13 protein-coding genes, 1 rRNA gene and 1 riboswitch are annotated in these 12,807 nt (G+C 66.5%); of the genes, 5 read left to right on the top strand and 9 right to left on the bottom strand.

The window, feature by feature from the left end; all coding sequences use genetic code 11:
• Positions 1-174: 174 nt before the first annotated feature.
• Together rrf and K320_RS19020 are read left to right on the top strand one after the other, a co-directional pair.
• Positions 175-287 (top strand): 5S ribosomal RNA (gene rrf, locus K320_RS0106870).
• 46 nt (positions 288-333) lie between these two features.
• Positions 334-2,382, top strand: coding sequence for a type IV pilus assembly protein FimV (locus tag K320_RS19020; RefSeq protein WP_211236098.1), 2,049 nt, complete (start codon positions 334-336; stop codon positions 2,380-2,382).
• A 65-nt stretch (positions 2,383-2,447) separates the two neighbouring features.
• On the opposite strand, the gene K320_RS0106855 is transcribed toward K320_RS19020, so the two are convergent.
• The 4 genes from K320_RS0106855 to thiO are packed head-to-tail and all read right to left on the bottom strand — an operon-like array spanning position 2,448 to position 5,501.
• A complete protein-coding gene (locus K320_RS0106855; protein WP_024538096.1) occupies positions 2,448-3,356 on the bottom strand; it encodes a thiamine phosphate synthase in 909 nt (302 codons plus the stop codon).
• Positions 3,353-4,165: a thiazole synthase gene (locus K320_RS0106850; RefSeq protein ID WP_024538095.1), complete on the bottom strand. Its 813-nt coding sequence runs from the start codon at positions 4,163-4,165 to the stop codon at positions 3,353-3,355. Before K320_RS0106850 ends, K320_RS0106855 begins: the two co-directional genes overlap by 4 nt.
• A 4-nt stretch (positions 4,166-4,169) precedes the next feature.
• Entirely contained in the window at positions 4,170-4,367 is a 198-nt protein-coding gene (thiS, locus tag K320_RS0106845; RefSeq protein WP_024538094.1) for a sulfur carrier protein ThiS, read from the bottom strand.
• Positions 4,368-4,379: 12 nt separating this feature from the next.
• Positions 4,380-5,501 carry a glycine oxidase ThiO gene (gene thiO / locus K320_RS0106840; RefSeq protein WP_245593834.1) on the bottom strand — a complete coding sequence of 374 codons (1,122 nt, stop codon included), beginning with the start codon at positions 5,499-5,501 and terminating at the stop codon, positions 4,380-4,382.
• A 236-nt stretch (positions 5,502-5,737) separates the two neighbouring features.
• Here thiO and thiD point away from each other — a divergent pair, with 236 nt between their 5' ends.
• Complete coding sequence (gene thiD / locus K320_RS0106835) at positions 5,738-6,595, top strand: bifunctional hydroxymethylpyrimidine kinase/phosphomethylpyrimidine kinase (RefSeq protein ID WP_029695883.1); 858 nt, start codon at positions 5,738-5,740, stop codon at positions 6,593-6,595.
• 71 nt (positions 6,596-6,666) lie between these two features.
• Here thiD and K320_RS0106830 read toward each other — a convergent pair whose 3' ends face one another.
• Positions 6,667-7,941, bottom strand: coding sequence for a purine-cytosine permease family protein (locus K320_RS0106830; RefSeq protein WP_024538091.1), 1,275 nt, complete (start codon positions 7,939-7,941; stop codon positions 6,667-6,669).
• Positions 7,942-8,001: 60 nt separating this feature from the next.
• A riboswitch (TPP riboswitch) is annotated at positions 8,002-8,096 on the bottom strand.
• 177 nt (positions 8,097-8,273) lie between these two features.
• On the opposite strand from K320_RS0106830, the gene K320_RS0106825 reads away from it, so the two are divergent.
• Together K320_RS0106825 and K320_RS0106820 are read left to right on the top strand one after the other, a co-directional pair.
• Positions 8,274-8,585 carry a hypothetical protein gene (locus tag K320_RS0106825; protein WP_156913877.1) on the top strand — a complete coding sequence of 104 codons (312 nt, stop codon included), beginning with the start codon at positions 8,274-8,276 and terminating at the stop codon, positions 8,583-8,585.
• Between the two features lie 384 nt (positions 8,586-8,969).
• Positions 8,970-9,203 carry a hypothetical protein gene (locus tag K320_RS0106820; RefSeq protein ID WP_156913875.1) on the top strand — a complete coding sequence of 78 codons (234 nt, stop codon included), beginning with the start codon at positions 8,970-8,972 and terminating at the stop codon, positions 9,201-9,203.
• Positions 9,204-9,209: 6 nt separating this feature from the next.
• Here the strand turns inward: K320_RS0106820 and fdxA are convergent, their stop codons facing one another.
• The 4 genes from fdxA to K320_RS0106800 all read right to left on the bottom strand — a co-directional run bounded on the left by fdxA (position 9,210) and on the right by K320_RS0106800 (position 12,806).
• Entirely contained in the window at positions 9,210-9,539 is a 330-nt protein-coding gene (gene fdxA, locus K320_RS0106815) for a ferredoxin FdxA (protein ID WP_024538088.1), read from the bottom strand.
• A gap of 108 nt (positions 9,540-9,647) precedes the next feature.
• Complete coding sequence (locus K320_RS0106810) at positions 9,648-10,910, bottom strand: heme biosynthesis HemY N-terminal domain-containing protein (RefSeq protein ID WP_024538087.1); 1,263 nt, start codon at positions 10,908-10,910, stop codon at positions 9,648-9,650.
• A 20-nt stretch (positions 10,911-10,930) separates the two neighbouring features.
• A complete protein-coding gene (locus tag K320_RS0106805) occupies positions 10,931-12,001 on the bottom strand; it encodes a uroporphyrinogen-III C-methyltransferase (protein WP_024538086.1) in 1,071 nt (356 codons plus the stop codon).
• Entirely contained in the window at positions 11,991-12,806 is an 816-nt protein-coding gene (locus K320_RS0106800) for a uroporphyrinogen-III synthase (RefSeq protein WP_024538085.1), read from the bottom strand. The genes K320_RS0106805 and K320_RS0106800 overlap by 11 nt, the downstream gene beginning before the upstream one ends.
• Between the last annotated feature and the right edge of the window lies 1 nt (position 12,807).

The raw sequence follows: 12,807 nt of genomic DNA, 5'->3' as shown, positions 1-12,807 counted from the left end.
TGCCCTGAGCTAACCAGTACTAATTGCCCGTGCGGCTTGACCCTATAACCTTGACGCCAACCGTGCTGCACCAGCTGCAGCACAACGCCTCAAGACCATGCCAAGGACACAATCAAATTCCATTCGACTCTATGAACGGTCTGCGCCACCAAACAGCACAGACCCCCCTTTACGCCTGATGACAATAGCAAGCTGGCACCACCCCTTCCCTTCCCGAACAGGACCGTGAAACAGCTTCGCGCCAATGATAGTGCGGGTCCCCGTGTGAAAGTAGGTCATCGTCAGGCACCATCACCACACCACAACCCCCTGCCTCCAGCAAGAGCAGGGGGTTTGGTTTTTGGGAATAAGCGATTCCATGCACGTTGCAAAATGCCAACCGAGGTTGGGATTTCCTGTGTCAGAATGTGCGTGATTGTGAATCACATTTATCCGTACTTTCGCGCTTTTGCCGTGGCCGTCGCTCTCGCGATAGTTTCACTATCGGCAGGAGCATTGTCGTTTGGCCGAAGCCATGGCGCCGTCGTTTTTGGTTCGCCTGTTGATCTTTCCTTTGATGTGCTGCCTGACGCTGGGCGGAAATTTGACGCTTCCTGTTTGGCGGTAAAACTTGAAGATGGAAGCGTACGCGTTCCTGATGGGCGAGTACAGGTATCTGAAGATCAGCGGCGCATCAGAGTACGCTCGGATATTTCCGTCAACGAGCCCGTGTTGAAGGTCACGCTGGAGGGAGGGTGCCGCGGGCGCGTGGTGCGTACTTACACGTTTCTCGTGGATCTGCCTGGCGACGCAGCGGTGGTGGATGAAACTGCGCGGGCGTCCGTGAATGCCGGTCAATCAGTGGGTTTGGCGGAGTTGAAGCCCGTGCCTGCTGCTGCGCCGCGCGCAGAGCGGCGCCCCAGACCGAAACCTGCGCGTGACGAAGTGTCTAGGCGCAAAAAGCCTGCTTCCTCTGCGGTTGCCGCGCCGAGATCCGCGCCTGCGAGACATGCGGCCGATGTTCGCACCGCGCTCAATGCGCCTGGTTCAGTGGGCGGGAGAGGGGCCGCGCAAGAAGCGGTTCCGAAGCTTGTAATGGAATCCTTGGATGTCTGGCTTGACAGTCCAGTGCAACTGCAGCTTTCATCCTCTCTGTCGTTGGATGAAAATTCCAGGGCCAGCGAATCCGTACGTACTCAGAGCGCAGAGATGTGGCGCGTACTCAATACCCCAGTGCAGGATCTGGTGCAGTACGGCACCCGCATCGGCGAATTGGAAACCGAGCTCCGTGGCTTGAGAGCGCAGTTGCAAACAGAGAAAGCTGCAGGTTTGGAAGCCCGCACGCGTGCTGAGCGTGCCGAATCCGAACGATATTCAGCGACGCTGGTCTACGCTTTGGCGGGTTTGCTGTTGTTGGCCTTGGCGGCCCTCGTTTGGCAAGCGCGCAGGCACAGGCATGGGCAGGCCCATGCCTGGCAGCATACCGTTGCGCAAAGCGGTGGAGTAGAACAGGCAGGCATAGGTCCTCAAACCGTCTGGCCAGAGTCAGAATCAATCGATCGCGGTGTGGGGAGCATTCAGCCTTCCAAAGCGGTCGATGCTGTCGTGCTGGCAGGAGGTGAAGGCATTGCTTCTGCTGATGGAAAGGCGTTGGATGAATTCCCCGCCGAAGCGGACCGGAAGGTTGCCGTCCAGGCACCGGTTGCATCGGTTGCCAAGCTGCGTGCGTTGGGCGTTGAGCAGCCAGAGGATTTGTTTGATGTCTTGCAGCAGGCCGATTTCTTTGTCTCCATCGGGGAGCACGAGCAGGCGATCGATGGGCTGCGCAGACATATTGCCCAGAATTCCGCTTCATCTCCACTGGCGTACCTTGAGTTGCTGAGGCTCTACCACGCACTGGGGCGCGCAGCCGCGTTTGATGAATTGAGCGCTGGGTTCGAGCGACAATTCAATGCGACCGTTCCGCCGTTCGCAACCTTCCAGCGCGAAGGCAAATCACTGGAAGACTATCCCGAAGCGTTGCGCAAAATTGAAAACTACTGGGGAACGGCGTCGATTGTGGGTGTCCTGGATGCATTGATGTTCAGGGCAGCCAGTGCGCGCGATCTTGTCGCGTTTGAGCTCTCCGCTTATGAAGATTTGCTGCTGTTGCTGGCGATTGCCCAGACGGTGCCGGTGTTCAGGGAGGAGTCCATCAATGAACTGGCGTCGGCGGAGACCGTGTCGGGCCAGATGGGCCGAGCCGGCAAAATGACCCGGTCGCTGGATTCAATGGTTGGAGACTTGACATTTGCGCCGTCTGGATTCATGCCTGTCACGTTGGCACCGGAGCAGGGGCATGCAGAAGGGCCGCAATCCGACGATGACGCGCCCTCTTTGCATCTTGAGCCAGGACCCAGGTAGCGGATCGGAAGTGCCGCGCATCTGCCGCGAAACGGAGGGGTGTAGCCATGCTCTTGCCTGTGCGGCTATGCGGTTCCTTGTTGCTGCACGCTGATGACGCGCATCAGCCGCATCACCGCGACTTCCGGTTCGGGTGATTGCACGATCGCTCGGACGACAGCGGCGCTGCCTACTCCGGTTGCCATGATTTCCGGCATTTGGGCTTCGCTGATGCCTCCGATGGCCACCAGGGGGTAGGACTTCATCAGGTGCGCGTAGTCGCGTAGTCTGGCGATTCCCTGAGGGGCGGTGGGCATGGCTTTGAGCGTGGTTGGAAAGATCGCACCGACGGCGATGTAACTGGGAGTAAGCTGGTCTGCCAGCAGCATTTCGGCGTAGCCGTGGGTGCTGATGCCCAGGCGCAGGCCGCTGGAGCGCAGCACAGCGAGTTGTTCGTCCGATAGCTCCGTCAGATCGTCCTGGCCCAGATGCACGCCATACGCCCCGGCGGCTATGGCCTGCTGCCAGTGGTCGTTGATGAAGAGCCGTGCGGGCGTACCTTCTACTGCGTGAACGGCAGCCTCGACTTCGCGCTCTACGGCTCGGGGGTCGTTGCTCTTGAACCGCAATTGCAGCGTTGGCACCCCCGCCCGTGCCATGCGCCGGATCCAGTTCGCATCCGGGAGAACCGCGTAAAGCCCCAAGCGCTGCGGGCAGGGGGGGTAAGGCGCATCCACGGCCCTTCCCCGCAGGCCGAAATATTCCAGTGCATCGGGCCAGTGCCTGGCATCAAAAACGCCACGGCGAGCCGTCTGGGCTTGCCAGGCATGGGCGAGGCAGAGTGCATCTGCGGCGATGAATCCGAGCGTGCTGCAGGCTGCAAGTGCCGCCTGAAAAACCGGATCAGGTTCATGTGATGGTGGCGTCGGTTGAGCGGGAAAGCCGGCGAGGCGCACGGCATGCGCCCGCACGATGGCTTGTGCCCTGTCGGTCATGACTGCTCCCCGCTGGCGTGGTGCCAGAAAGGCGTGCCCAGCACAGGAGTGCTCGGCTGCGCCGAGGCCTGTGGCTGCATTGCACCTGCCAGCCGTGCTGCGCGACCGGCTGCGACGGCGTCTGCGAATGCACCGGCCATGGCGGCAGGGTTCGTTGCCAGCGCCACCGCAGTGTTCAGGAGCACGCCGTCAAAACCCCACTCCATCACCTGGCAGGCGTGCGACGGCAGACCCAGGCCGGCGTCCACCAGCATGGGAACGGGCAGCCGCTCACGCAGCAATTGCAATCCATGGGGGTTGACGGCACCGCGCCCTGTGCCTATCGGCGCTGCCCACGGCATGACCGCCTGGCAGCCTGCATCGACCAGCCGCTGGCAGACCACCAGGTCCTCGGTGCAGTAGGGCAATACCTTGAATCCTTCTCTGATGAGCCGCTCAGCGGCTTCGACGAGCTTCAGCGTGTCGGGTTGCAGGGTGTAGTCATCGCCTATGACTTCGAGCTTGATCCACGGGGTGGCAAAGACCTCGCGGGCCATTTGTGCAGTGGTGATGGCTTCTTCGATGCTGTGGCAGCCAGCTGTGTTCGGCAATACCTTGGTGCCCAGGCTTTGCAGCAACTGCCAGAAACCGTTGCCGGCCGCGCTGCCCTGGCGCCGCAGCGAGGCAGTGACCATTGCCGGCTGCGCGCGGCGTACGGCAGCTTCGAGGATGGCGGGCGAAGGGTAGCGGGACGTGCCCAGAAGCAGCCGGCTGTGGAAGGTTTCGCCGTAGAGGATCAATGGATCGTTGGGGGCAATGGATTCAGGCATGGGTTCAGCCGCCGGTGACGGGGGCAATGATTTCGATCTGGTCTCCGCCTTGCAGTTCATGCGTGGCGTAGCTGGATTGGGGTACAAAGGCGAGGTTCACGGCAACGGCAAAAGGGGGTTGCGGCGCCCATTGCGCGATGGCGGCCGCAACCGTGGCGCCATCGGGCAACTGGACCTTGGACTGGTTGATGGTGACTTGCATGGCGAAGGAGTGTCAGAGTGCCGTTTCGATCCGCGGCTGGAACGGGCCTGCCAGTGCGCCGCTGCCTTCGCGCAGCAGCGCGAGCGTGGCGTCCAGCATGGCGGGCGCGATCATGAAGCCGTGCCGGTACAGCCCGTTGATCTGCAGGGTGCGTTCGCCCAAGAGGCGCAGACCGGGGTTGTTGTCCGGCAAGGCCGGGCGGCATTGGGTGGCGATCTCGATGATGCGGGCCTCGGCGAAGCCGGGGTGGACGGTGTAGGCGGCGCTCAGCAGCTCCAGCGTGGAGCGCACGCTGGCCGGCGAAAGATCGTCGGATTCGATTTCCGTGGCGCCGATCACGAAGCGATGGTCCTGCTTGGGTGCGATGTAGAGCGGGTAGCGCGGGTGCACCAGGCGCACCGGGCGCCGCAGTGAAACTTCCGGCGCATGCAGCCGGATGACCTCGCCGCGCACGCCGCGCAGTGCCGGCCAGTCGGCGCGCGCTCCCAGGCCTCTGCAGTCAAGAACGCAGTCTGGCTGCCCCGCTGTCGCGGGTGAAAAATCGGCGGGAGACTGCGGGCTGTGCCAATGGGTGTGCACCCCGAGGCGCTGCATGTCCGTCAGCAGCGCGGCGAGCAGCTGCCGGTTGTCGAGCTGGCCTTCGCCCCGCAGGAAATAGGCTTCGTGAAAGCGTTCGGCCAGGGCCGGTTCACGCTGCGCGAGCGCGGCGGCATCCAGCACCGCAAGCGGCGTGAGGTCTTTGAGGACCGTCGCCGTATGTTCGAGCGTGGTGCGCAGGCGCGCGGCCTCCGTGGCATCCTGCCAGTGCCAGACCACCAGCGTGCCGTTTTGCTGAAAGAAAACAGGTGACGAGAGCGCCGAGAGGATTTGAGGCCAGCGGCGCAGGCCATGGACGCCCATTGCAACCACTGCGGGCTCGCTTACCGCCGATTCCGCGAGCGGCGCGAGCATGGCCGCTGCAACGCGCGCGGCTGCGCCGTCGGCGTCGGGGCCGCCGGCATCGTGGATATCGACGCGGCACCCTTCGCTGGCCAAGGTGAAGGCCAGCAGCCGGCCCATGAGGCCGGCGCCGAGGATGGTGACATGTGCATCTGGAAGGGAGAGCGGCTTGAAGCGCATTTTGTCCGGGATCATTGCAGGGGGACAAAACGGTGTGCCGCTGAAACTCCCCACGCCAGCATGATCTGGATCGGGTCGCGGGGCCGGGTGCAAAACTGCGCTGATGGCCCCAGGGTATTTCTCAGCCGCGATACCCGTCTGAGCACCGAGACACCCCTGTTTCGTCCTGAACGCCGGATTACATCACAAGGGCTATCGGCGGTGGTACAACATGCCGATTGACACCTTGGCCGTCAGCGGCAATCTGCACCATGAACACCGTGCCTTCTTCGCCAGTCCCGGAGCGGCGCTATGTCCGCGTACTCTCCATCGCGGGCTCGGACAGCGGCGGCGGCGCAGGCATACAGGCCGACCTGAAGACCTTCAGCGCCCTCGGCTGCTATGGCATGACGGCGGTCACCGCAATCACCGCGCAGAACACGCGGGGCGTGCGTGCGATACATGGCGTGCCACCCGAAATTCTGCGCGCGCAGATCGATGCCGTGGTGGAGGATATTGGCGCGGATGCCGTCAAGATCGGCATGCTGGCGACGCCCGAGGTGGTGCGGGTGGTCGCCGATGCCATCCGCCGCCATGCGCTGGCCAATGTGGTGCTGGACCCCGTGATGGTGGCCACGAGTGGCGACCGGCTGATTGCGCAGGAGACCCAGGGGGCGCTGGTTTCCGAGCTGTTTCCGCTGGCTGCCCTCATCACGCCCAACCTCGATGAAGCCGGCTGGCTGCTGGGTCGCGGCATCAAGGAGGTGCAGCAGCTGCAAGCCGACGCCGATGCCCTGCTGGCACTGGGTGCGCAAGCGGTATTGCTCAAGGGCGGGCATCTGCCTGGGGACTGGGTGGTGGATATGCTGGCCCTGCCGTCGGGCGCGCACCACAGGCTGGAATCCGCGCGCATTGCCACGCGCAACGGACATGGCACCGGGTGCACGCTTTCCTCCGCCATCGCGGCGTACCTGGCGCTGGGAGAGCCGCTGGTGGCGGCGGTGCGGGCCGCGCGCGAGTACATCCTCGGGGCGATCGCTGCGGGTGCCGATGTTGCCACAGGCCGCGGGCATGGGCCGCTGAACCATGGCCATGCGCCGGTGGCTCAGCGCGTTGTACGGGTAGATTGATTACTATTCAATTGATAGCTATCTGCGCTTGATGGGCAAGCGAAAAATTCTGATTTTCCTTGTTCTTCGTGTCACGCCATCGTGCGGCGCGTGAACCAGGCCAGCACGAAGCACAGCGCCAGCGTCGGCAGGGCGGAGCCCAGCGCCGGTGCCAGGCGCGGCAGCAGGTGGAAGCAGGCAATGCCGGCAAGCCAGATCAGTGTCGCGCTCCAGTGGATGGCGCCGGCGCTGGCCAGCAATTTCCGGGTGGGTGCGCCAAAGGCCAGGCGCCCCAGGATCACGCCGAACAATGGTACGAAGACCGAACTCAGCAGCAGCAGGAAGGGCTCCAGGCTGTGCATGGGCAAGGCGAGTGCCAGCGCCGTGCAGGCCAGCGCCATCACGATGCCCCAGCGGCGGATGCTCCAGCGCGGCAGCAGGCTGTGGGCCGAGACCGAGCCGGAGTAGGCGTCGCCATAGGCGTTGTCGATTTCGTCGATGAGGATGAGCGACAGCGCGATCAGCCCGCCTTGCGCCAGCAGCAGCGCGGTCACCAAGTCTTCGCTGGGCAGTACTAGAGCCACCAGCACACCCAGGCCGTAGCACCATATGTTGGCCACCACATAGCCCAGCCAGGTGCCTTTGAAGGCGCTGCGTCCGTCGTGTCCGTGGCGTGCGTAATCGGCCACCAGCGGCAGCCAGGAGATGGGCATGGCGATCACCAGGTCCAGCGCCGGCAGCACGCCCATGCCGCCCTCGCCGCCGCGGCTCCACAGCGGCCCCAGGCCCTGCTGCTGCGCCAGCGCGAGAAATTGCCACGACAGCCACAGCAGCGACAGCACCACCAGCGGCAGCGCGATGCGCGCAATCAGGCGGCGCACCAGCCGCACCATGGAGCCGCTGATGAGCAGCAGCACGATCGCGCCCCAGCCCAGTGTGGCCAGGATAGGCCACCAGGGTGCCGCCAGCGCGCCGGACTGCCGGCCGATGGCCACGGTGGCATCGCGCATCACCACCAGCTCGAACGCACCCCAGCCCAGCAGCTGCACGATGTTGAGCACGATGGGCAGGCCGGCAAAGCGCCGGCCGTAGACCGCGTGCATCAGGCCGGCGCTGGCCAATCCGCTGTCGCAGCTGATCTTGGCCACCCAGGCCAGCAAGGCCGCGCCGATGATCGAGCCGCCGGCGATGGCGATCAGCGCCTCCCGCGTGCTCAGCGCGGGCATCAGGTAGGCGCCGACCTGCATCACCAGCAGGCCGACACCCAGGCTGAACCACAGCGATGCGTGGTCGCGCAGGCCGAAGGCGCGCTGCTGCGCGCTCAGCGGCGCCAGCGCCTCATTGGCGGGAGAGGTGACGGTGTTCATGCATACGCTCCTTGCAGGTGCAGCGCAAGGAGGTTCGCTCGAAAGGAGTGCATGCATGGGTGCATGGCGAGCGGGCTTCCCTGCGCGAGGATGATCTCAATCAGGTTCAAAGGGACTCTCTCAGCCGACGCTTGCCGGCACCCCTAGCGAGCCGCGATTGTAGACGTGCCGCCCGGGCGTTGGCGCGGGCGCGTCCAGCCGCTAAGAGCGTGTTCAAAGTCTCCGCGTGCACAAGAGGAGGGAGCGAATGCATCACAGGCTGGGGACCCTGGCTGCGAACCAAGGGTCAGCCGGCAGGGCTGCAGCTGCAGACCCCGGCAGCGCTCGCCGCGGTGCGTGGAACTGAATGGGACGTCGAGGTGGATGCGCAGGGACGTACGACGCTGACCGTGCTCTCCGGGCTGATCGAGGTGTCCAACGCCCATGGACGGGCCGATGTCGGTCCGGCGGAGCAGGCCACCGTCGTGCCCGGCCAGGCGCCGGTCAAGCGTCTGTTGGTGAATCCGCGCGAACGCGTGCAGTGGGTGATGGCGCCCGGCCTGGTGGCCAGCCGCTGGCTGCGGTTGGTGGCGCCGGATGCCGTGGGCTGGGCCGCTCAGGCCGGCGCGACACCGGCGCCGTCGATGCCGGCCATCGCGGCCTGACGACAGCGCCCGTGCCCATGGCCTGGCGCGTGGGGGTGGAGGCGCTGGATTTTCATCCGCGCGGCGACTTCGGCGGCGCGCGCATGAATTCCGGCGCGGGGCGCATCGGGCTGGGCATCAAACCCACCGATCGCCTCAGCCTCCTGCTGATGCACGATGAAGAGCGCACGCGCGACTGGAGCCCCGGCGGTGCGGTGCTGGACAACGGCGAGGTGATGGGCGTGAACCGCCAGCCTTTCAGCCGCACGGATGTCGGCGGCACGTGGCGCTGGTCGGCCGATGCGCAGACCTGGCTGCAATGGAGCCAGTTACGCAACACGGGCGAATTCTTTGGCGGCAAGGCGCTGCCGGGCTTTCTGCGCCACGCCGGGGTGGCTGGTGCTGGTGAATGTCTGGAAGCATGGCGGGCGCGACTACACGCTGGTGTCGCTGGTCTACCGCAGTACCCGCTTTGCGCGGGCGTCCAACCTCACGGTGCAACCGGCGGGCTGGACGCTGGGCCTGGCGCATTTCATGGATTTCAGCGACCGGCACTGGTCGCTGATCGGTTCGGTGCAGGGGCCGCTCGATGGCCGCGAGCCGCCCACCTTCTGGCTGCGCCTGCGCTGGCGCGGCTGAGAGCCTTCAGCGCTGGAGGTGCTCCAGCTTGTTGGGCACGCCGTTCCATTGGTCGGCGTCGGGCAGCGCGGCCTTGCGCTTGGTCAGAGTCTTCCAGCCCGGCGCGTGCCAGAGCTCGGCGTTGAGCGCAATGAAGTGCTGCTCGTCGGCGGGCACGTCCTCTTCGGCAAAGATGGCATTGGCCGGGCATTCGGGCACGCAGACGGCGCAGTCGATGCACTCGTCCGGGTTGATGACCAGCATGTTCGGGCCTTCGACAAAGCAGTCCACGGGACATACGTCCACGCAGTCGGTGTATTTGCACTTGATGCAGTTGTCGGAAACGACGTGGGTCATGGCAGCTCAGGCAGGAAATAGCGGATCAATGGGGTAATTTTAGGGCGTGGCGCCGGCGCTCTGGCGCGCAAGCCACAAGCGCCCAATGGATAAGCCGAGCAGGGGTATTCAGGGCCGCGCAGCGCGTTTCCAGGCCGCGCTGGCGGCCGGAGCATCGCCGCGCTGCTCCGCCAGTTCGCCCAGATGGCGCCAGGCGCGTGCCAGCAGCTGCGGGTCGTCCAGCGCCTGGGTGGCGCCCTGCAGCAGCTGCTCGGCCTTGCCCCACAGGGACAGGCGCATGCAGGCGATGGCGGCGATGTAGGCCAGATGGGGTTCCTGCGGGCGCGCGCGCTGGGCGGCTTCGACGCGTGCAAGCCATTCGGTATCGATGCCCTCCATGCAACGCTCCAGCGCCAACGTCAGATGGCGCAGCTGCAGGGGCTCCAGCGCTTCATGCTGCTCCCAGGCCGGCAGCAGCCACTGGCGCGCCTGCGCGCTGCTGCCGCCCGTCTGCATCAGGTGCTGCGCCGCGTGGGCGGCTACGTCCGGCATCGCGCGCTCGGCCGGCTCCAGGATCTGCCAGGCGGTTTTCACCTGGGCTTCGTCGCGTGTTTCATCCAGCAGCGCGATGGCGAGGGTGCGCACCAGCGTGCTGGCCACGGCGGGCGAGAAGGCGCGGTGCTTGGCCAGCAGGCGTGCGGTCTCCAGCGATTCGCGCGCGTGCCCGGCCAGGCGCGCCGCCTTCAGGCGGGTGCGCAGCGCCAGCGTTCTGCGCGCTGCGCCTTGCGGCAGGGCGGCCAGGCGCTCCAGTGCGCCGGCGGCATCGCGCTCGTCCAGCGCCCAGCTCGCCGCGCGCAGCTGCACGCCTTCGCGCAGTTCCGCGGCGCCGCTGCCGTTGTCCTTGTCCAGGGTTTCGAGCGCCAGCGCCAGATGCTCCACCCGTCCGCTGCGGTCCTGCAGCGCGTGCGAGCTTTCGGCCGCGATCACATGAGCCAGGGTGCGCAGCTGGCTGCCGTGCGGCAGGCCTTTGCCGCTGCCGGACAAGGCCTGCTCTTGCTCGATCGCCGTCAGCGCGGCCTTGCGCGCCCGCAGAAAACGGCCGCCGAGCAATTGCGCGGTGGCGTCCAGCATGGCGCCGTGCATCGCGCGCTCCTTCTGCTGCAGGCGCCAGCGCTGCGCCTGACGCGGCAGTTCGCGCAGCGCGGACAGGCCATGCAGCGCCGCATACAGCAGCACGGCGCCGGCAAACAGCAGCACCAGCACCAGATTGAGCGCAAGATCGATGCGCCACGGCGGCCAGAACACGGTGACCGTCCCCTGGTTGTTGCCTGCGAACAGGGCAATCGCCACGGCGGCGCCGAAGAGGGCCAGGAACCAGAGGGCGGCGCGCATGCGGTGGTGCTCTTCGCGGTTCAGCGCCCCGCCGCGGCGGTGGCGAGTGCGGAGAAAGTTGCGGCCAGGGGTGGAATTTCCGTCTGGCGCAGGCTGCCCTGCAGCTGTTGCAGCGCCGCAAGCGCCGCCTGCGTACGGCGCGATTCGGCGTTGAAGTAGCGCGAGAAGCCGCGCTGCGCGGCCGCCAGCTCGCTGCGCGCGGTGTCCATGCGCCGCGCGAGCACGCTCAGGCGTGCGTTGGCCAGCTGCAGCTTGAGGTTCTGGCGCAGGAAATAGGCCTGATCCGGCGCCAGCAGCACGGCGTCGGGCCGGTCGATGCGGCTCACGCGCACCAGCCCCAGCGCCTGGTCGCGCACGCCCTCCCAGACCCGGTGCAGCGCCGCCTGCCAGGCGGGCGCGTTGGCGGCGGCGGTGTCGGCGGCGTCCTTGCCGGCGCTGTGCCGCGGCGCGCGCATGTCCGACGCCTGCGCCACCGCATTGGCCAGCGGCAGTTCATCGATTTGGGCGGCCAGGTCGTCCAGGCGGCCGAGCAGGCCGGCGGTATCCGTCACGCTGGAGCGCTGGAGTTTTTCCTGGTCCTGCTCCATCGCGCTGAGCACAGGGGCCAGGCGCGGCTGGGCGGCGCGCTCTATGCGCTGGTGGGCGTTCTGCAGCGCCATCGTCAGCGGCTGCAGGCTGCCGGTGAGCTGGGCCTGCTGCTGGGCGAGGCGGATACTGGCCTCGACATCGGCAATCAGGGTCTCGTCGCGCGAGCGCGACAGGCTTTGGGTGAGCTCCTCCAGCTGGCTGCGCTGCAAGGCGACTTCGGCGACGCGGCTCTCCATCACGCTCATGCGCGCGCTGGTGTCCCGGGACACATCCTGCGCCTCGCGCGCCAGCGTGCGTGCCTCGGTGGCCTGGCTGCCCGCATCGGCGCTCTGGCGCGCGAGCTGCTCCTGGATGTTGGACAGGCGCTGCCACAGCATGGCCGAGGAGACCAGCGCCGCCAGGGCGACGATGGCCAGCACCCAGGTCAGCGGATGGCTGCTGCCCGTTGCAGCCGCGGGCGCGGGCGCCCCTTGGGCCGGTGGTGGAACAGCTTCAGTGCTCATGAATGGATTCTATCGACGCCAGCACCGCCGCCAGCGTTGGCAGACAGGCGTCCGCCTGCCCGAAGCCGGCGGCCTGCGCGGCCTTGGCGATGCGCGGGTGGGTCGCCAGTGCCCGGGCCTGCCGCCAATCCTGATCGGGCAGCCAGTGGCGCAAGTGGCGCACGGCCTGGCTGCTGGCGAACAGCCACAGCGAGCCGTCTGCGGCGGCGCTGCGGGCGAGTGTTGCCTGTTCGGCCGTGAAGCGCGGTGCCCGGCGCTCGTAGGCGGCCACGAAATCCACCGCCGCGCCGGCCGCGGCGATGCGTTCGGCCAGCCAGTGGCGCCCGTGGCCTTCGGGTGCGGCCGGGGCATCGCTGCCGCGCACGATGAGCACGCGGTCGCCCGGGCGTATTTGCGCCCCCACCTGCTGCCATAGCGCTTCGGAGTCAAATTGCGCGGCGTCCGGCGCCGGGCCGTCCACGCGATCCGGCGTCCATCCGCACGCGAGCAGCGCGCGCACCGTGCCCGGGCCGGGTGCCCATACCCTTGTTTTGATAGCTGATGGCGCTTGTGCAGTCTGCGCAAAAGCCGAATTTTGATCAAAAAAATGGATGGCGGCATTGCCACTGACAAACATCACCGCGCGGTAGCCATTCCAGCGCTCGCGCGCCTGCTGCAGCGCGTCCCGCAGGGCGCCGCCGGCGACGGGGGCGATTTCCATCAAGGGCAGGGCGATGGCCGCCAGGCCTGCCTGCCGCAGAGCGCCGACCCAGCGGCCGGCGTCCTCCGCGGCCCGGGTCACGATGGTGCGGCGCGGCGCGGACATG

This window comes from Comamonas badia DSM 17552, assembly GCF_000484635.1.
Lineage (GTDB): Bacteria > Pseudomonadota > Gammaproteobacteria > Burkholderiales > Burkholderiaceae_C > Comamonas_C > Comamonas_C badia.
The sequence above is the reverse complement of the archived record's forward strand: the minus strand, read 5'-3'. Positions and strand labels throughout refer to the sequence as shown.